Raw genomic sequence first — 18,623 nt, 5'->3', positions numbered from 1 at the left:
GTAGCGCTTAAATCGTTATTCGTCATTCAGCTTCTCAGTAGCACCATAGCGTAATTCTTGTAAGCGCATCACATGGTTCATCCGCTCAATTTTCGTTTTCTCAAGTTCTTCTAGTAGACGGATAAGTGATAATTCCATTTTAGAAAGGGATACAAAGACGTTGTCACGTTGTTCAAGTTGATTTTGTTTAGATAGTGCAAAGAATGCCCCCATTAAATTAGGGATGTCTTCTCGTAACAATCGACGAACAGTGTGTTTGTCTTCAAAATCAAATAACTGAAAATCATCTTCAAGTTTGCCGACATGGGTTAAAATACGTTGCAAGCGATTATCGAGCATAGGATCAATCGAAAGGGTGTCCATTGCCTGTACATAGCGCTTAGCTTCCTGCACGAGCACACGAATGTCATTTGCGTGTTCACTTTTCAACTGTTGCTCATGACCACTCAATCGTTCTAGTGAAACTTCTGTTGATTTTGTTCCAACATACGCTAGGTCTAATTGATGAATACCGTATAATATGCCTTTAAAGTGTGAGACGTTCAAGAGAGAGCGTACATGCGTCCGCCCATCTTTTAAATAATGAATCGTAGCTTCTTTAATTTTACCCATTCCATTTGACGATTTAATATACTTTCGGTAACAAACAATTCGTAATCGTTTATGAATGGGGGAACGGGAGTTTTTTGTGTCGGCTACAATAAGACGAATATAGTTGTAATTAATTTTGACACGAATATCCCAGTCTTTCTGACGACGCCGAATATTTTTTCGTTCATTTTTACCCGTTGCGTTTTCAGTCATTCGTTTTAATAATCGTTCCGTATCGTTTATTAAGCGAGTCGTTGTCTCGTCTTGTATAATATGATCATCAACAGGCCGCTTATAAGCAGGTGTGAAGAAATCAAGTAGTCCTGTCGTAGAAAAGAATTTCACACATCTCTACCTCCTGCAGTTTTAGCGATTTAACAATTTCGTTTGCATTTCTGAGTTTAATTTATCCATTTCTTCTATAAATTGCTTGCCGCTTGAAACAATACGCTCATTTGATTCTTCCGTAAGTTCGATGGCTTTGTAGACATTATCGTATGCTTTACGGAATGCATCAAGGGCAATCGCAGGCTCTTCTAACGTTTTGAGCGTTTCTTCTGTATTTTGTTTTAACAGTTCAGCATTTGATAGCAACATAGACTCGGTTGCTTGATTAACATTTTGTACAGCAGAAATAACCTTTTTCTGATTCGTTAACGCGAGCTGAATAGAAGCTGTCACTGTAATAATATTCTTCGTCATCGTAATCGCATTAAAAATGGCTTCCTCAAGCTTTTCGTTATTTTCCATTATAAGATCGACAGATGCAAGAGATTGCTGCAACACCATAACGGCTTGCTGCATGTTTTTCATTCGCGTAGTCACTTTTAGCTGACCTTTTTTCAATTCGTTGGCATTGTCAGCCCATTTTTCTGACGTCATCTCTTTTTCAAGCATTGCATGCAGTTCTTTACCCATAGTGATTTGTTCGTTTAAATTACCGATCCGCTCTCTTGCGACAACTTTTAGTTCTTTCAACATAACGTTATCTTCTTGGAGCTTATCTTTTCCTGTCAACAAACCTTCTACAATGTGATCAACTTGTGCTTCAACAGTTTGATAGCGTCGAACGTATTGTTCAATTGGGTTACGGCGAATAAGGCGATTAAACAGTTTCTTCATTTGTGAATCTTTTAGGTGGTCAGGCTCAAGCTGCCCGACAACTTCTCGCAGTTCATGTAGTTGTTTTGGCAATGTATTTGATTCATCACCCATCATTTCTCGAACAGGACGTTTTAATGCTTCTAACGATTCACCAGCTTCACGTTGCTCTGCTTCTCCTAAGGTGTCGAGCTTTTTTAACAGGTCATTTAAATCCGTTTCACTTTCCATTGATGGAAGATTTGATGATTGGTTGTCTATACCTTCAGAAGACTGTAATGCTTCGTCTTGGTTATGATTTTGTAATGATTTATCACTCATAGTGGAACCTCCAGCAGGTTAATAGTTTCGTTTTCTTTAAATACGAAATGGAATGAAAAACGTTTCATTTTTTATCTTTCTATTATGAACGAAAATGCAATGTTAAGCAATTTATTTGCAGGTAAATCGGGAATTATCTTAACAAAAATGCACTTCAATCTTGACGAATAACAAAAAAATCGCTAAACTTCAAACACAGAATAATTTTTTTAGGTTATTTCAAAATGTTCGTCTTTGCACACTTGTGTTTCCATGACGGACAATTCTTTTAGTAAGCAATCATGAATTTTTATGCGATTGTTTTGGTTTTTATACAATTTTCACTTGTGAATATGTGCGTTACGATGTGCTAAACAAAAAAATGTTTACTGGAGAGAGTTTATAAGAGAGAGGGTGAAACCATGCGAGTCCCATACTTACCAAAAAAACAAGGGTTATACGATCCGAATTTTGAACATGATAACTGCGGCATTGGTTTTTTAGCTAATGTAAAGGGAAAAGCGACACATAAAACAGTAAAGGATGCGCTTCTTTTACTTGAAAACCTCGAACACCGTGGTGGTCAAGGAGACGAAGAAAACACTGGAGATGGCGCTGGAATTTTAACACAAATCCCACATGAGTTTTTTCGTGAAAAAGGATTTATTCAAAGGGAAAAAGGCGAATATGCTGTTGGCATGGTCTTCCTTCCTCGGCATAAACAAACGAGAGCGGAAGTGAAAAAACAAATTGAAGCGATCGTAGCAGAAGAAGAAGTTGATCTTATTCAGTGGCGCGATGTTCCTACTGATTCGTCTTCCCTCGGAAATGCGGCTTTGCAATCTATGCCAGTTATTGAACAACTGTTTGTATCGCCGAAAACAAGTCTGACAGGTGTGGACTTAGAACGAAAGCTATATGTCATTCGAAAAAGAGCTGAACATGAGGTCCATATGTCGTCAGAGCATTCATTTTATTTTGCTAGTTTCTCTAGTCGGACTATTGTGTATAAAGGAATGTTGACAACAGCGCAATTAAGTCTATTTTACTTAGATTTGAATGACCCTATGTTTACTTCCGCACTGGCACTCGTTCATTCAAGATTTAGTACAAACACATTTCCTAGCTGGGAGCGTGCTCACCCGAATCGCTACATGATCCATAATGGCGAAATTAACACGATAAAAGGAAATGTTAACTGGATGCATGCACGTGAAGCGAAATTTGAAACGCCTGTGTTTGGAAACGATTTACAAAAAATACATCCTATTATTGATCAGGATGGTAGTGACTCTTCCATGTTTGACAACACGTTAGAATTTTTATCGCTGTCAGGTAGATCCCTTGCACATGCAGCAATGATGATGGTGCCTGAGCCGTGGCAGAATAACGCGCAAATGGATACAGCGCGGCGAGCTTTTTACCAATATCATAGTACGCTGATGGAACCATGGGACGGACCAACAGCAATCGTGTTTACAGATGGAACAAAAATTGGTGCAACCCTTGACCGAAATGGATTAAGACCGTCACGGTATTATCTAACAACTGACGACATGATTGTGATGAGTTCCGAAGTAGGGGTTCTTGAATTACCGTCTCACACCATTGTGAAAAAAGAACGTCTTCATCCAGGTCAATTACTGCTTATCGACCTTGAAGAGGGGCGTCTTATTCCTGACGAAGAAATTAAACAATCGATTGCCACTGAACATCCTTATGAAGAATGGGTGCGTGATGGGTTACGCCATATTGATGATGTTTTAGAAACAGCAGACGTTCCAGAAACAGAATTTGAGCACATCCGCTTACGTCAATTTATTTTTGGCTATACGTACGAAGAGTTAAATAAAATGATGATGCCCCTTGTGAAAGAAGAAAATGATCCAGTTGGTTCGATGGGCTATGATTCGCCACTGGCGGTGCTCTCAAAGAAGCCTCAACTTTTGTACAATTATTTTAAGCAACTATTTGCGCAAGTGACGAATCCACCTATAGATGCCATTCGGGAAAAAGTGGTAACAGCGCAAGGAACGACAATTGGAAAAGAAGGAAACTTATTAGATCCTAAAAAAGAAAGCTGTCAGCATATCCACTTACCTACACCTATTTTAAATAATGAAGAATTAGCAAAATTGCGCTCCAATCAACTAGCTGGATTTGAAGCTGAAACGATCCCTATGCTTTTTCCGGCTAATGAAGCAGGGCTAGCAGAAGGTTTAAAAACACTATGTACGCTAGCAGATCAAGCGATTGAGGCAGGGAAAACCCTCCTTATTTTAAGTGATCGAGATGTATCAGCTGATGAAGCACCGATTCCTGCATTATTAGCGGTGTCGAGTCTGCACCATCATCTTATTCGTACAGGGAAACGAACAGACGTCAGTTTACTTATTGAATCAGGAGAACCGAGAGAGGTTCATCATCATGCTTTGTTAATCGGTTACGGAGCGGAGGGCATTAATCCTTATCTTGTATTTGATACAATTGACGAATGGATTCAAGAAGAATTGTTGACAGAATACCATTATGTTGAAGCGTGTAGCCGTTATGTGAACGGTATAACAAAAGGACTAATGAAAGTACTATCAAAAATGGGGATTTCAACGATTCATAGTTATAGAGGAGCACAAATTTTTGAAGCAATCGGCATTCACCCAGATGTAATCGATCAGCATTTTACTTGGACACCGTCTCGTATTGGTGGTATTCAGTTAAAAGACATTGCAAAAGAAGTACTCGTTCGTCATAGCCGTGGATTTACGACTCGTGCTGGCGATGATGACCAGCTTGACTCTGGTGATGATTTACAGTGGCGAAGAGATGGGGAAGCGCATCAATACAATCCTCATACAATTCACATGCTGCAACAAGCTTGTCGAACGGCTGATTACACTTTATTTAAACATTATACAAGTGCAATCAATACACAAGACGAGAAGCAGACATCTTTACGTGGTCTTTTAGCGTTTAAAAAAACGACACCTATTTCCATTGAAGAAGTTGAGCCAGCTTCGTCTATCGTTAAGCGTTTCCGCACTGGAGCGATGTCGTTTGGTTCGATTTCTAAAGAAGCGCATGAGACCCTTGCTATCGCAATGAATCGATTAGGGGCTAAGAGCAATACTGGTGAAGGTGGAGAAGACCCATCTCGTTTCACACCAGATAAAAACGGTGATTTACGTAGAAGTGCTATCAAACAAGTTGCTTCAGGTCGTTTTGGTGTAACGAGTCATTATTTGGTAAACGCAGATGAAATACAAATTAAAGTTGCACAAGGTGCGAAACCTGGTGAAGGTGGGCAATTACCTGGTCAAAAAGTGTATCCGTGGGTTGCAGAAGTAAGGGGTTCAACGACTGGCGTAGGGTTAATATCACCGCCGCCGCATCATGATATCTATTCAATAGAAGATTTAGCAGAATTAATTCATGATTTAAAGAATGCGAATCCTTCTGCCAAAGTAAGCGTAAAACTTGTTGCAGGCACTGGGGTAGGCACTATTGCCGCGGGTGTTGCAAAGGGAAGTGCAGACGGGATTATTATTAGTGGTTATGATGGTGGAACAGGTGCAGCAGCACGCACGAGTATTAAACATACTGGCTTGCCGTGGGAAATCGGTCTTGCAGAAACCCATCAGACTTTATTGTTAAATAATCTACGTAACCGAGTAACTCTTGAAACAGACGGGAAATTAATGACAGGAAAAGACGTTGTTATTGCTGCGCTATTAGGTGCAGAGGAATTTGCTTTTTCGACTGCACCACTTGTTGTACTTGGCTGTGTCGTTATGCGTGTTTGCCATCTAGATACTTGTCCAGTTGGAATTGCTACACAAAACCCTGAATTACGAAAAAAGTATACTGGTGAAGCTGACCAAATTGTTACATTCATGACGTATATCGCTGAAGAGATGCGTGAAATTATGGCGTCATTAGGGATTAAAACCATTGACGAACTAGTTGGCCGCTCTGACTTATTGACTCAACGGGTAACAACAAATGAGAAAGCAAATTCCATTGATTTATCGAGTGTGCTATATCGTCCAGCAAATACAAATGAGCAACAGCAAATAAAACAAGTTGAACAAAATCATAAATTGGATCAGTCTCTTGACGTCCGCGAATTACTTGAACAAGCACAACTGGCTATTGAAAAAGGTGAAACGGTATCGTATCAAACGACAATTCGTAACACTGACCGCGTTGTTGGGACCATTGTTGGCAGTGAGGTAAGCAAAGCTTTCGGATCAGCTGGATTAAATGAGCATACCATTCAATTCCGTTTTACAGGCTCAGCAGGTCAAAGCTTTGGCGCGTTTATTCCAAAAGGTGTGACGTTAACTCTCGAAGGGGATGCCAATGATTACACAGGCAAAGGCTTATCAGGTGGTCAAATCAATGTGTATCCACCTAAGGAAGCGACGTTTGTAGCGAAAGATAACGTTATTATAGGAAATACCTCGTTTTACGGGGCGACGAGTGGGAAAGCATTTATCGCAGGCCAAGCAGGAGAACGCTTTGGCGTACGTAATTCCGGTGCACAAGTCGTGATTGAAGGAATGGGTGACCATGGCCTTGAGTATATGACTGGTGGGATTTGTATTAACTTAGGTAATGTCGGCAAAAACTTCGCAGCTGGTATGTCCGGTGGAACAGCTTATGTGTATGACCTGGATACATCGATTGCGGAAAAAAGCAACCATGAAATGATTTTGCTGGAATCGTTAGCAGCAAATGATGAAACGTTGGTGAAATCGCTTATTGAAGAGCACGTTTGTTTTACAAACAGCACCCATGGAGAGATGATTCTTGCAAATTGGGAAGAGCAGAAACAGCATTTCGTGAAAATTATTCCTAAAGATTACAAGCAAATGCTTTCTGCCATTGAGCGTCGCAAGCAAGAAGGATTAAATGATGATGAAGCGGCACTCGCTGCCTTCGATGAAAAAATAACGAAACTATCAAATGTTTAATAGAGAAAAGGGAGAGTGGGTAATCACACTCTTCCTTCAATCGAGTTAAGTAAGGAGTGAGCAAACGATGGGAAAGCCAACGGGGTTTATGGATTACAAGCGAGAGGCGCCTAGAAAAAAGGATCCAATGGCTCGTGTAAAGAACTGGAAGGAATTTCAAATTGTTATGCCAGAGCAACAGTTAAAGCGTCAAGGGGCTCGCTGTATGGATTGCGGCATCCCGTTCTGTCAAGCAGGTACAACCATGCCGGGGTCAAACGAAATTGGCTGTCCAGTTTACAACCTCATTCCAGAGTGGAATGAGCTCGTGTACCGTGGGAAGTGGAAGGAAGCCCTCGACCGTCTTCATAAGACAAACAACTTCCCAGAATTCACAGGCAGAGTTTGCCCTGCACCATGTGAGGGTTCTTGCACAGTAGCCATCAGTGATGAGCCAGTTACAATTAAATCGATTGAGTACAGCATAGTAGAAAAAGGCTTTAAAGAAGGTTGGATTAAACCCAATCCTCCTAAGGAGCGAACAGGTAAAAAAGTTGCCGTTATTGGTTCAGGACCTGCTGGATTAGCGAGTGCGGCTCAGCTTAATAAAGCAGGGCATCTCGTAACTGTATTTGAACGAGAGGATCGTCCAGGTGGTTTATTAACCTACGGTATCCCGGATGTGAAGCTCGCTTATAAAATTGTTGATCGCCGTATTACACTTTTGAAAGAAGAAGGAATTGTATTTCAAACCAATGTGGAGGTCGGTGTTGATGTAACAGCGGAGGAATTGGATCATGAATTCGACGCTATTATCTTGGCAACAGGCGCAACGATGCCAAGAGATGTTGATCAAGAGGGCCGAGAGTTAACAGGCATTCATTATGCTATGGACTTTTTAACAGCGAATACGAAAAGTTTGTTAAATTCAAATCATCAAGACGATGATTATATCTCTGCAAAAGGTAAGGATGTCATTGTAATCGGTGGTGGTGATACGGGAGCGGATTGCATAACGACATCTATTCGTCATGGAGCACGTTCGGTTACTCAGTTTGATATTAATGAACAAAAGCAAACGATTCGTCACATTCAAAATCCATGGCCGCTATTTCCAAATGTCTATAGTGAAGAAGATGCCCATAAAGAGGCTAAAGCGGTTTACGGTCGTGATCCGCGCAGCTATAAACTGCAAACCGCGAAATTCGTTGGTAATGAAGAAGGCGAGTTGGTCGGTCTTGAAACAATTGAAGTGAATACTACTTTAGAAGATGGAAAAAAGGTTCGTCATCCAGTTTCAGATTCAACGAAATTATGGGAAGCAGATCTTGTTTTACTTGCAGTTGGGTTCACTGGACCGGAGCGGAAACTACTTGAACAAATGAATATTAAGCAAACAAATCGTCAAACCATTGACGCTGAATATGGGCGTTATCAAACGAATCAAGCCCACGTATTTGCTGCTGGAGATAATCGTCGCGGTCAAAGTTTAGTGGTTTGGGCTATTCACGAAGGAAGAGAAGCAGCCCGTGAATGTGATCGTTTCTTAATGGGAAGTAGCCAATTGCCTTAATTGGTGAAAATGTTCTAGACCGACAGCTTCGCTCCGTGTCATAATAAGAAAAAAGCCAATGGGATGATGAAAATGGTCACAACGTATTTAAAACATATGATGATGGTGCTCGTTGGCTTCTTTTCTATTAATCTTTCAATTATGGATCCTTGGGTAGAAAAAGCGGACTCTGGAGAACTATCTACTGTGAAAGCATGGCAGTGGAATGACTCGAAATCAAATGTGTATCAAACAAATGATAAAGAATACACGTTGCTCCCGTTTGTTGTCGGTTCGCCGGCGCAATATGAGCACGTCGAGCTAGAATCACACTGGCTGACTGAGATTATGATCATGGATGAAGCGTATCGCCAAGGTATGAAGAAGTTTGGTCAACGAATCGGACAAAAAATTGAAGCTGCTTATAAAGATGAAATTTTGCCAGAACTGAAACAAGCAGTGGCAACAGTGTTGGAAACGAGTGACCGTAATATGTGGCAAGAAATTAGCATGACAGAAGCATCTTCTACTGGACGGGGTGAAAAGATTATGCACATCGTTCATGCAAAAACAGGCGATGATTTACTGCGGTTTCACGTTCGCATTGATCGACCGCCAAAGACAGGTCATGTATTTCAATTCCACTATCACTCGTATGAAGATAACTTTAATGAACATTATGAACTAGGCTCTATCTATTGGGGAAAAAACGAACCTCCGCTTTATCAAGCGTGAGGTTCGTTTTCTATAAAAAAGTCGTTCTTTTTTCGTATTTTTGTTCTCTTTTTATCGAATCTTTTGGTACAGTAGAGGTATACCAACGAAAAAAGGAGTATGGTTAATGGAAGCGGAAAACAAAGGCAGACAACAAAGGCCGACTTGGCTTAAGTGGCTCTTACGAATTGTATTTGCCTATATTGGTTTATTAGTGCTCGTACTTGCTTCGGCCATTTTAACGATGACAGGAACTTTTACGCTCATTGTACTCGAATTGTTTATGGATAATGATAGCTTAAGAACGATGAATGAACAGTATTTAGTGCCGGCCTCAGAGTTTTTATGGGACTTATTTACTCGACTTGTGCCAGGTTTATAACTAGTTATGAGTAGTCAAGACATAGGTTTTCTTGCGTTTTTTATTGTTTGTTTTATCGTAGCCGGTATTTTTGGCGGAATTGCGTTAGCTTCGGCGTTAAAGGGCAATAAAAAACCTCTATACTGGAGTATTCCATTGGCATTCGTATGTGCACTGCTATTTATTGTTATGATGTTTACGTTTCTTCTATAAAAAGGGTTGGTGTAAAGATGGGTTTAGTAAAAGCAAAGTACAAAACAGGTATTTATATTGGAGAACTTATTGAAGTGCAAGAAGATCAAAATCGTGCGCTTTTTAAAGTGTTAGCTGTAGTAACCCATCCGAAACAAGGGGATTTACATAATCCAAAACAAGTAGACGTTGCTTATTTTCATCAGCGAAAAGCGCTTGCTTATTTAGAAAAAGCGTGGGTACCTTATACAACGGTCAAACCTTTTGAAGAAGAAGAGGCACCTGACTACAACGTCTCTTTGCGTGAGGCATGGCGTACTGCCTATGAATCCATAGCGCAAGATGATTCAGAATGGGCGAAAAAGAGTCTCCACTTGTTAGATGATTTACGGCAAGATTATTCTTTTTAACGAAGCAATTCAAAAGCGTATGTTCAATAGAACATACGCTTTTTGGATTATTAATTTGCATATAACGTTGTTTGCGGAAGAAAAGGGTGCAAAAGTACATGAAGTGCATGATGTTCTTCGTCCGTTAACGGAATGAGTGGAAGGCGAACCGAGCCAGCAGGTAAATTAAATGCAGTTAGTGCTGCTTTTACTGCTGTAGGGTTAGGAGCCATAAATAACCCCTTCATAACAGGATAAATGCTTTGGTGAATGGCTTTTGCACGCTGGAATTCACCATGATGAAGTGCATAAATCATTTCTTTCATTTCACGTCCAACTATATGAGAGGCAACAGAGACTACACCAGTAGCACCAACTGCCATCATCGGTAGCGTCAAGGAATCGTCACCACTATACACTTGGAAATGGTCCGTCGTTTGCGAAACAATCTCGGTTACTTTATCAATGTCTCCGCTCGCTTCTTTAAGTGCAACAATATTAGGAATCAACGATAACCGTATCGCTGTATCCACTGACATATCGGCTCCAGTTCTTCCAGGTACATTGTAGAGCATAACGGGAAGAGAGACGGCAGTGGCCACTTGAAGCATGTGCTGATAAATTCCTTCCTGTGAAGGTTTATTGTAGTATGGTGTAACAACCATTATGCCATCAGCTCCGAGAGCCTCTGCTTCTTTTGCCAATTCAATTGTGTGAGCCGTATTATTAGAACCGACACCAGCAATAACCTTCATTTGTTTATTTGTTGCCTGAATCGCCAGCTTTAACATATCTTTTCGTTCAGAAGCGGTTAGAACAGGTGACTCAGCTGTCGTACCGTTAACAACAAGGGTATCCGTTCCTGTATTTGCTAAATGCTGAATAAGTGAATAAGTGCCTTCTTTGTCAATGGAACCATCTTGTGAAAATGGTGTGATCATTGCGGTTAATAATTGTCCGAAATGCATAAAAATCCTCCTTATGAACAGTAGAGAGGAATAAAAAAACAACAATGACAAGTCCATTGCTGCATAGGTCGTACCTACCTTCATGTAGCCCCCCATACAAATGTATGACAGTACTGCTCTTGTTCAGAAACAGCCCCAATAAAGAATGAAAGTAGGTCATTCCTTATTTCGGCAATCACACCTTTCCATCCACATCGACAGGCCTAATCCTTCAGTGAACGTACTCTTTGATCATGCGCCTCTACTATAAATCTGTTCAATTAATATGGCTTTACCATACCAAAATTACTCGCATAAAGCAAGGTTAGCGATGAAATTTCCCTCGATGTTGTTGAAGACAATTCAATAGTGAATCAAGCTCTTGAGAACACTTAACGGTTTTAGTAGCGCCTAAACCGAATTTCTTTGCGATCATGTGCATTTCACTTCGTTTTACTTCTATATCAATATGAATCATAGTTTCACTCCACCTATGGAATTAGTACAAGATGTATTATAGCGTGAATTTCTGCTAAGAAAAAGCTTTATTCAAAACTAGTCAAATAGTTCTTTTCTTAGTCAATTCTCGACATATCAAAATCTTTTGTCGCTTTAATGCCATTCTCGGCTGCCAGTGATTGATATTCCATTGCATATAAGCGAATTGTTAATGTCGCATAACTATAATGAAGCCGAGCATCATTTTCATCTTTTGCAGCATCCAATTCTTCTAACGCAACAAGGTAAGAATGATGTAAATCCTTTAACTTGTGAAATGGTTCTACCGATGGAATGGCTTCAAACTCTTCCGCTTTTGTTAAAAGAGTATCAAGTTGATTTACTCCGCCATGAATCCCATTATCTACTTCTGTTCCAAGGCCCGGAAGTAATGAGTAAACAGAGCCTAAATAGGTTTCAATTTCAGTTGCATAGACTTCACTCTCTGTTGTTTGTTCCAGCTTGACGTGATTAACATCTTGACGATTTGATAACTTCTTTATGTCCTCACTTTGTTTTTGTGGTGTATGACCTTGTACACAACCAGTTGCTACTAATACAACAAGTATGAACGTGACGCACACTTTAAATAAACGTGTCATGTAAAAGCTCCTCTGTCTCGTTTTTTTTAGTTTGTGATAAAAAATACGGTTTATTCAAAAACAATTGTTATAAAACAAACAAAAAAAGTATTGACTGTTATAATACAATGGCATATAGTATGTAGTAAGCACAATCAATTTCAGGAGGAGATACTATGGCAACTGAAAAAGACTCGCAGCGTAATGAACAAGAAGAGGATATAACGATTTTAGACATGATTAATAGCTATTATGCCTAATGAGCCTCTTGGCTCTTTTTTTGTTGTGTAGTAATACAGATTCTTATAAATGATTGTTTTTAAAACAGATAGAGCGGGTATAGAATAAATGTCCACGGAAAAGGAGAGGTGCTTTTTGATTTTGCGACTTTACGGCATACATTTTTTTCATTCAAGTGGCTCGGTCTAGGAACCGTAACGATGAGTGAGAGGTAGGGCACTTATTGTTTGAAAAGAATGAAGGAGGAGAGAAGATGAGCTTTACACCTTCAAAAGAAGAATACCGTTTTAAAATTGACGAAATGCGAAAAGAAGAAGAACAATACCGACGAGAAGCTTTTATTGAGATTTACGAAGAATACGTCTCTGTTTTAGAAGAAGAAATTGACGCGCTTAAAAACGAAAAAAAGGATTAGTCCTGTGGCTAATTCTTTTTTTATTGAGTACAGTTTAGTGGTAAACTATTATCTTCTTTGTTATAGTAAAGGAAACAAAAATGTGTATGGAGGAATAAACATGAGCGAACATAAACATGTATTTCAAGAAAAAGAGAACGGTGGACCGACTTTTGTGCTGCTTCATGGAACTGGTGGGAATGAAAGCGATTTGTTGCCTCTCGCAAAGATGATCGATGATAAAGCCAATGTACTAGGTGTTCGCGGAAATGTCTTAGAGAATGGAATGCCTCGCTTTTTCCGCCGTTTGCAAGAAGGTGTTTTTGATATGGAAGATTTAAAGAAGCGTACGGATGAATTAAACGATTTTTTACAACAAGCAGCTTCTCAGTACAAGTTTCAAGATCAAGATGTATATGCGATTGGCTACTCAAATGGTGCCAACATCGCCGCTAATCTTCTATATGAACACGGCTCTGTTTTTAAAGGCGTATTTTTGTTCCATGCAATGGTTCCGCAAGAAAAGCAACAATTACCGAATTTAAGCGAAACGGCTGTGTTTGTTGGCGCAGGAAAAAATGATCCTATGATTCCAGCTGAGCAAACGAACACCCTCATTACAGATTTACAACAAGCAGGGGCATCTGTTGAAAGCTATTGGACAACAGGTGGCCATCAATTGCTACGCGAAGAAATTGACGAAGCAAAACGCTGGTATGACGCATTACGTGGCTAAATCGGTTCGGCATGTAAGCATGAGCCTTTCTTATTAAAAGTGGACAAAAAATCGAAACTTCGTTAAACTGCTTTTAAACGATAAGCATCAAAGAAAGGTTGAATGTAGGTTGAAAGAACAAAGAAGCAGTTGGCTTTATGCACTCGCTGGAGTGGTTTTAGTCGGTGTGTTTTGTTTAGCGCTACTGAGCCATTTATGGTATCAAATTGTCGTCCTATCTGCTTTAATCGCTTTATTTGTGTTTCTTGTTTTAAAAACAAAGCGATTAGAAGAGAAGCTCGATCAATTTATAAAAAAGGATCAAGACGAGAAAGTAGAGCTCGATCATGAGCATGAAAAAACAAAAGAACATGATCTTGTTGCGTTACAAGAAAAAGAATATCAATTACAAAAGCTTGATTTGGATCGAACTCAATTGTTTGAAGAACTATTAAGTAAAACCGAATTAGCAGAGCTGGAAAAAGAAAAAATTCGTGAACGCCTCGAACAAACCGATACTGAAACATCGAGAGTTCGTCAAGAATGGCTTAATGCGTCGAGTCGTTTAATGAACGTTGTTAAAGGAACAAAGAAGTTATTTGTTAAACAATCACCAATGCGGGAAATTGCGGCATCAATGGATCCGGACATTTTAGAATCAGGCTCATTTGCTGCACTAAATGAAGAAATTCAGCGTCTACTACCGCGTTTATCCAAAGAGAGTAATCAATCACTTGCGAACTCTAATTATATTGATGAAGACAATCAATTAACACGATCTGGCTATAAAGCGTTGCTTCAAGCAAACGAAGAAGATAAATAAAGAAAACGGGATGCTGATGCATCCCGTTTTCTTTATTGATAGCTATTTTCAAGCTCTGAAATGAGAGAACCGACATATGCAACCGCATCTTGTATCGTTTCTTTCTTTTCCATATCAACTCCAGCCAGTTTAAACAGCTCAAGCGGCTGAAGTGTTCCGCCAGCGCGAAGCATGCTTAGCCATTGGTCAATAACTGGTTGACCTTGGTCTTGATAGAGCGTGTAGGCTTTTGTTGCTGCCGTTAAACCAGCAGAGTAAGTGTATGGATATAGGCCCATATAATAGTGAGGTTGGCGCATCCATGTACGCCCAGCTCGTTCTGTAATCTCAACTGCATCACCCCAAAAACCAGAGAGAACCGCTTGCTTTGTTTCGCGCAACGTAATGGCGGTTAACGGTGTGCCATTCTCCGCAAGTGCATAAACTCTGCGTTGAAATTCACCTTCTAATAAGTGAGTGACGAAATTGTGGTAGTACGTACCGATAAATTGAAGAATAACCCAACGCTTCATTCGCGGATCATCGGTTGACGCTAGAAGGTGATTTCCAAGAAACAGCTCATTCATTGTAGAGGGTGCTTCAATACAATACGTAGAAGGACGTGTCGCATGTAGTGGTTGGGCATCATTTGCGTTATAAAAATGTCCAGCATGTCCGAGTTCATGAGCTAAAATAAAAGCACCGCGCATCGTATCTTTCCATGTTAATAAGATATAAGGGTGGTATCCGTAGGGACTAGAGCAAAAGGCACCAGTAGCCTTGCCGATATTGTCTGCTCGGTCTACCCAGCGTTCATTTTTAGCCTTCACAAGCATGCGACTATAGTCTTCGCCGAGGGGTTTAAGCGCTTCTATAATCGTCTCATAAGCTTGATCGTATGTTGTAGGCGGTTCAAATTCAGGGTCGAGAGGGGCTTTTAAGTCAGAAAAGCCAAAAGATTCAAGACCTAAAACGTCTTTTTTTAGTTTCGCATACCGCTGCATATGAGGTGCTAGCTCTTTATAGATAATATCTAGCTGGTTATGGTACATCGTTGGCGTCACTTGTTGACTGTGCAATAGCATATGCTCAACAGAGTCATACCCACGTAGGCGTGCGAGGGTTACTTGTTTCATAACTTCTCCGGCGTAAAGTTTCGCATAAGTATGCTCGTACTGCTTCAACGTATCATCAAACGTAATGAAAGCATGTCGTCGTTCTTCTGTATTAGCAGACAGCTCATACTGGTCTTCAAACCTGGCAAAAGAAAGCGGCTTTTGTTCGCCATTTGCACCAATGAAATCTGGAAAAGTCATGTCAGCGGCTTTACTTGTTAAATAAGTTGAATAGGGATTTGTCAAAATTGGTGTAAGAGAAGCAAGCACTTCTTCCGTTTCAGAAGAGAGTGAAAATGGTTTTGATTCAAGTAGTTTATCTAAAAATACGTGGAACGATTGAAGCAGTTCATTCTCCTGTTGAAACTGTTCAATGACAGCTTCTGGTAGTTTTATGATCTCCGCTTCAAGCTTTGCTAATTCTGCTTGAACAAGAGCTTGTGTGCTTTGAGCAAGGCTTGCGTTTCCTTGAGCGGATGCATTTGTACCATCGCTCGATAAGGACAACGTCGCATAGGTAACAATAGGCACTAGTTTTTTCATCAATGCTTCTCTTGCCTGCAAAGCATTGGCTAGATTTTCTGCCCGTTCGCCAATTTTTTCTGTAAATAAAGATAATTTCTCTGCTTCTTTTTCTACGTGCTGACGTGCTTGCTCCCAATCTTTATCTGATAAGAAAAGATCGTTTAAATCCCACGTTTCTTCAAGTGGAATCTCTTGTCGGTGTGTGAGTGTCATTGTTTCTACCTCCTTAAACTTCGTAAATCGAAATATCTATTAGTATACAATAAACAAAAAGCTTTTACACTACTCCTCAAAAAAATAGAGTGATAAATTGCTAGTAGCCAACAGAACAACCATTCGCTAAAATAGAAGAAGAAGACGTTTTTGAGGTGGATCATGTTTAAAAAAACATTACAACAAAAATTACAGGAATTAAAACAAGATAAACAGATCATTTATTGGCATGAAATAGAAGCGAAGAATGCGAAAACAGAGCCATTTCCCGAATGGCTTGATATGAAAATTTGCCATGGCTTGCGTAAACGAGGAATTAGTGAACTTTATTGTCACCAAAAGGAGGCACTAGAGTCCAGTCAGAGAGGCGATCATTTCGTTACTGTAACACCGACCGCATCAGGAAAATCGCTTTGCTACCATCTTCCGGTACTGACATCTTTTTTAAAGGACGCTTCTAGCCGAGCCCTTTACTTGTTTCCAACAAAAGCGTTGGCCCAGGACCAGATGGCAGAACTAAATGAAATGATTAGTGATATTGGCGTTTCATTAAAATGTCATACGTATGACGGTGATACAGCGCCACAGATTCGCTCGAATGTCCGTCAGTCAGGCAATGTTGTTATAACAAATCCTGACATGCTCCATTCAGCTATTTTGCCTCATCACACAAAATGGGTTGCTTTTTTTGAGCGCCTAGATTATATCGTCATTGATGAGCTCCATACGTATAGAGGTGTATTCGGAAGCCACGTAGCAAATGTGATTGCACGGCTAAAGCGTATTTGTGCCTACTATGGTTCGAATCCAACGTTTATATGTACATCCGCAACCATTGCCAATCCGAAGGCGTTAGCGGAGACATTAGTCCGAGAATCTTTTCACATCATCGATCAAAACGGTGCACCTTCTGGAAAAAAACATTTTCTGTTTTACAACCCTCCAGTCGTTAACGAGCCTCTGCAAATTAGGCAAAGTGCGATGCGCTCTGCACAAGAACTAGCAGAAGGTTTTCTTCGTGAAGGGATTCAAACTATTCTATTTGCTAGAAGTCGTGTGAGAGTAGAGCTCATCTTAACAAAATTACAGCAAATGATTAAGCATACGTTTGGTAAAAAAACCATTGCTGGATATCGTGGTGGGTATTTGCCTAATCAACGACGAGAGATTGAAAAAGGGTTGCGTAGCGGTGAAATTATTGGTGTAGTATCCACAAATGCTCTTGAATTAGGTGTTGATATTGGTCAACTCGAAGTATGTATTTTGACCGGGTATCCGGGTTCAATAGCGAGTGCTTGGCAGCAAGCTGGCCGAGCTGGCAGAAGACAAAATGAAGCGGCAATTATTATGGTCGCGTCGTCTTCACCAATTGATCAATACATTATGAATCATCCAGAATACTTTTTTGATCGCAACCCAGAAACAGCGCGAGTAAATCCTTTAAATTTAATCATTTATTTGGATCATTTAAAGTGTGCGGCATATGAACTGCCATTTCAAGTAGGAGATCAATTTATTGGTGAAGTAGTCGACGACTATTTAATGTATTTAACTGAAAAGCAAGTGCTTTTACAAAAAAAAGATCGCTGGTACTGGATGACGGACGCCTTTCCTGCCCATGGCATTAGTCTACGCTCTGCTTCTCAAGAAAATGTTGTGATTATTGATCAAAGTGACGTAACGACGCATAAAGTAATTGGCGAGATGGATCGGTTTAGTGCCATGACGTTACTCCATGATGAAGCCATTTATCTTCATCAAGGTATACAATTTCAAGTTGAATATTTGGATTGGGATGAAAAGAAAGCGTTCGTGCGAGAAGTAAAAGTTGATTACTTTACGGATGCCAATTTAGCCGTCTCTTTAACCATTTTGGAAGAGGATGCTTTCAGCCAGCGAAGACAGGCGCACTTATCCTATGGAGATGTATCTGTAACAGGAAAAGTAACGATCTTTAAAAAAATTCGATTAACGACTATGGAAAACATTGGATCTGGCCCTGTTCACTTACCTGAAGAAGAGATGCATACGAGTGGTATGTGGGTAACATTTCCTGCCGAATTTGCAGAACCTAAAGAGATCGAAGACATGCTCATGAGCTTTGCAACACTGCTTCATCATGTCGCACCACTACATCTTATGTGTGAACGAAGTGATATTCACGTAACACCCCAAGTGAAAGCAGATGTGTCAGGGAAACCGACTGTGTTCATTTATGATGCTTATCCAGGAGGCATCGGACTTGCTAAAGAAGTATATGACCATCTTGACACGGTTTTAGATCATATGAGTAAACTCATTACAAGTTGTTTATGCGAACAAGGATGTCCAGCATGTGTAGGAGAAGTAAAGGAAGACACATTGTTTAAGAAAAAAGTGATCACATTAATAAGTGATTTGCAAAGAAGAGCTTGATAATTTCACATACCATATTTAAAGAA

At 40.1% G+C, this 18,623-nt stretch carries 16 protein-coding genes and 1 riboswitch; of the genes, 10 read left to right on the top strand and 6 right to left on the bottom strand.

The window, feature by feature from the left end; genetic code table 11:
- Nucleotides 1-15: 15 nt before the first annotated feature.
- Nucleotides 16-936: a hypothetical protein gene (locus FPV17_RS11170; protein ID WP_144559041.1), complete on the bottom strand. Its 921-nt coding sequence runs from the start codon at nucleotides 934-936 to the stop codon at nucleotides 16-18.
- Nucleotides 937-957: 21 nt separating this feature from the next.
- Nucleotides 958-1,923: a toxic anion resistance protein gene (locus FPV17_RS11165; protein WP_144560479.1), complete on the bottom strand. Its 966-nt coding sequence runs from the start codon at nucleotides 1,921-1,923 to the stop codon at nucleotides 958-960.
- Between the two features lie 491 nt (nucleotides 1,924-2,414).
- On the opposite strand from FPV17_RS11165, the gene gltB reads away from it, so the two are divergent.
- From gltB to kapB, 6 genes are all read left to right on the top strand, one after another.
- A complete protein-coding gene (gene gltB / locus FPV17_RS11160) occupies nucleotides 2,415-6,965 on the top strand; it encodes a glutamate synthase large subunit (RefSeq protein WP_144559040.1) in 4,551 nt (1,516 codons plus the stop codon).
- A 67-nt stretch (nucleotides 6,966-7,032) separates the two neighbouring features.
- On the top strand, nucleotides 7,033-8,517 hold the full coding sequence (locus FPV17_RS11155) for a glutamate synthase subunit beta (RefSeq protein WP_144559039.1): 1,485 nt from the start codon (nucleotides 7,033-7,035) through the stop codon (nucleotides 8,515-8,517).
- A gap of 72 nt (nucleotides 8,518-8,589) precedes the next feature.
- Nucleotides 8,590-9,231, top strand: coding sequence for a YpjP family protein (locus FPV17_RS11150; RefSeq protein ID WP_186370606.1), 642 nt, complete (start codon nucleotides 8,590-8,592; stop codon nucleotides 9,229-9,231).
- 106 nt (nucleotides 9,232-9,337) lie between these two features.
- Nucleotides 9,338-9,592 (top strand): hypothetical protein, encoded by a 255-nt coding sequence (locus tag FPV17_RS11145; protein WP_035397876.1) that lies wholly within the window; start codon nucleotides 9,338-9,340, stop codon nucleotides 9,590-9,592.
- Nucleotides 9,593-9,598: 6 nt separating this feature from the next.
- Nucleotides 9,599-9,784, top strand: coding sequence for a hypothetical protein (locus FPV17_RS11140; RefSeq protein ID WP_144559037.1), 186 nt, complete (start codon nucleotides 9,599-9,601; stop codon nucleotides 9,782-9,784).
- Nucleotides 9,785-9,801: 17 nt separating this feature from the next.
- Nucleotides 9,802-10,173: a kinase-associated lipoprotein KapB gene (kapB, locus tag FPV17_RS11135; RefSeq protein WP_060705296.1), complete on the top strand. Its 372-nt coding sequence runs from the start codon at nucleotides 9,802-9,804 to the stop codon at nucleotides 10,171-10,173.
- Between the two features lie 50 nt (nucleotides 10,174-10,223).
- Here the strand turns inward: kapB and dapA are convergent, their stop codons facing one another.
- The 3 genes from dapA to FPV17_RS11120 form a co-directional block, all read right to left on the bottom strand.
- Nucleotides 10,224-11,120 carry a 4-hydroxy-tetrahydrodipicolinate synthase gene (gene dapA / locus FPV17_RS11130; RefSeq protein ID WP_144559036.1) on the bottom strand — a complete coding sequence of 299 codons (897 nt, stop codon included), beginning with the start codon at nucleotides 11,118-11,120 and terminating at the stop codon, nucleotides 10,224-10,226.
- Nucleotides 11,121-11,197: 77 nt separating this feature from the next.
- A riboswitch (Lysine riboswitch) is annotated at nucleotides 11,198-11,372 on the bottom strand.
- 52 nt (nucleotides 11,373-11,424) lie between these two features.
- Nucleotides 11,425-11,577 (bottom strand): aspartyl-phosphate phosphatase Spo0E family protein, encoded by a 153-nt coding sequence (locus tag FPV17_RS11125; RefSeq protein WP_078440115.1) that lies wholly within the window; start codon nucleotides 11,575-11,577, stop codon nucleotides 11,425-11,427.
- A 97-nt stretch (nucleotides 11,578-11,674) separates the two neighbouring features.
- Nucleotides 11,675-12,199, bottom strand: coding sequence for a hypothetical protein (locus tag FPV17_RS11120; RefSeq protein WP_144559035.1), 525 nt, complete (start codon nucleotides 12,197-12,199; stop codon nucleotides 11,675-11,677).
- A gap of 472 nt (nucleotides 12,200-12,671) precedes the next feature.
- Here FPV17_RS11120 and FPV17_RS21960 point away from each other — a divergent pair, with 472 nt between their 5' ends.
- The 3 genes from FPV17_RS21960 (at nucleotide 12,672) to FPV17_RS11110 (ending at nucleotide 14,350) form a co-directional block, all read left to right on the top strand.
- Nucleotides 12,672-12,833, top strand: coding sequence for a hypothetical protein (locus tag FPV17_RS21960; RefSeq protein ID WP_186370605.1), 162 nt, complete (start codon nucleotides 12,672-12,674; stop codon nucleotides 12,831-12,833).
- A 100-nt stretch (nucleotides 12,834-12,933) separates the two neighbouring features.
- Complete coding sequence (locus tag FPV17_RS11115) at nucleotides 12,934-13,548, top strand: alpha/beta hydrolase (RefSeq protein ID WP_144559034.1); 615 nt, start codon at nucleotides 12,934-12,936, stop codon at nucleotides 13,546-13,548.
- 109 nt (nucleotides 13,549-13,657) lie between these two features.
- Nucleotides 13,658-14,350, top strand: a complete 693-nt coding sequence (locus tag FPV17_RS11110) for a hypothetical protein (protein WP_144559033.1) — start codon at nucleotides 13,658-13,660, stop codon at nucleotides 14,348-14,350.
- A 32-nt stretch (nucleotides 14,351-14,382) separates the two neighbouring features.
- Here the strand turns inward: FPV17_RS11110 and pepF are convergent, their stop codons facing one another.
- The gene (pepF, locus tag FPV17_RS11105; RefSeq protein WP_144559032.1) at nucleotides 14,383-16,182 is read right to left on the bottom strand and encodes an oligoendopeptidase F; all 1,800 of its coding nucleotides are present in this window, start codon (nucleotides 16,180-16,182) and stop codon (nucleotides 14,383-14,385) included.
- A 162-nt stretch (nucleotides 16,183-16,344) separates the two neighbouring features.
- On the opposite strand from pepF, the gene FPV17_RS11100 reads away from it, so the two are divergent.
- On the top strand, nucleotides 16,345-18,597 hold the full coding sequence (locus FPV17_RS11100) for a DEAD/DEAH box helicase (protein WP_144559031.1): 2,253 nt from the start codon (nucleotides 16,345-16,347) through the stop codon (nucleotides 18,595-18,597).
- Nucleotides 18,598-18,623: the final 26 nt, after the last annotated feature.

Source organism: Shouchella miscanthi (assembly GCF_007725405.1).
Classification (GTDB): Bacteria; Bacillota; Bacilli; order Bacillales; family Bacillaceae_D; genus Shouchella; species Shouchella hunanensis.
This window is presented reverse-complemented; position numbering and strand designations above follow the sequence as displayed.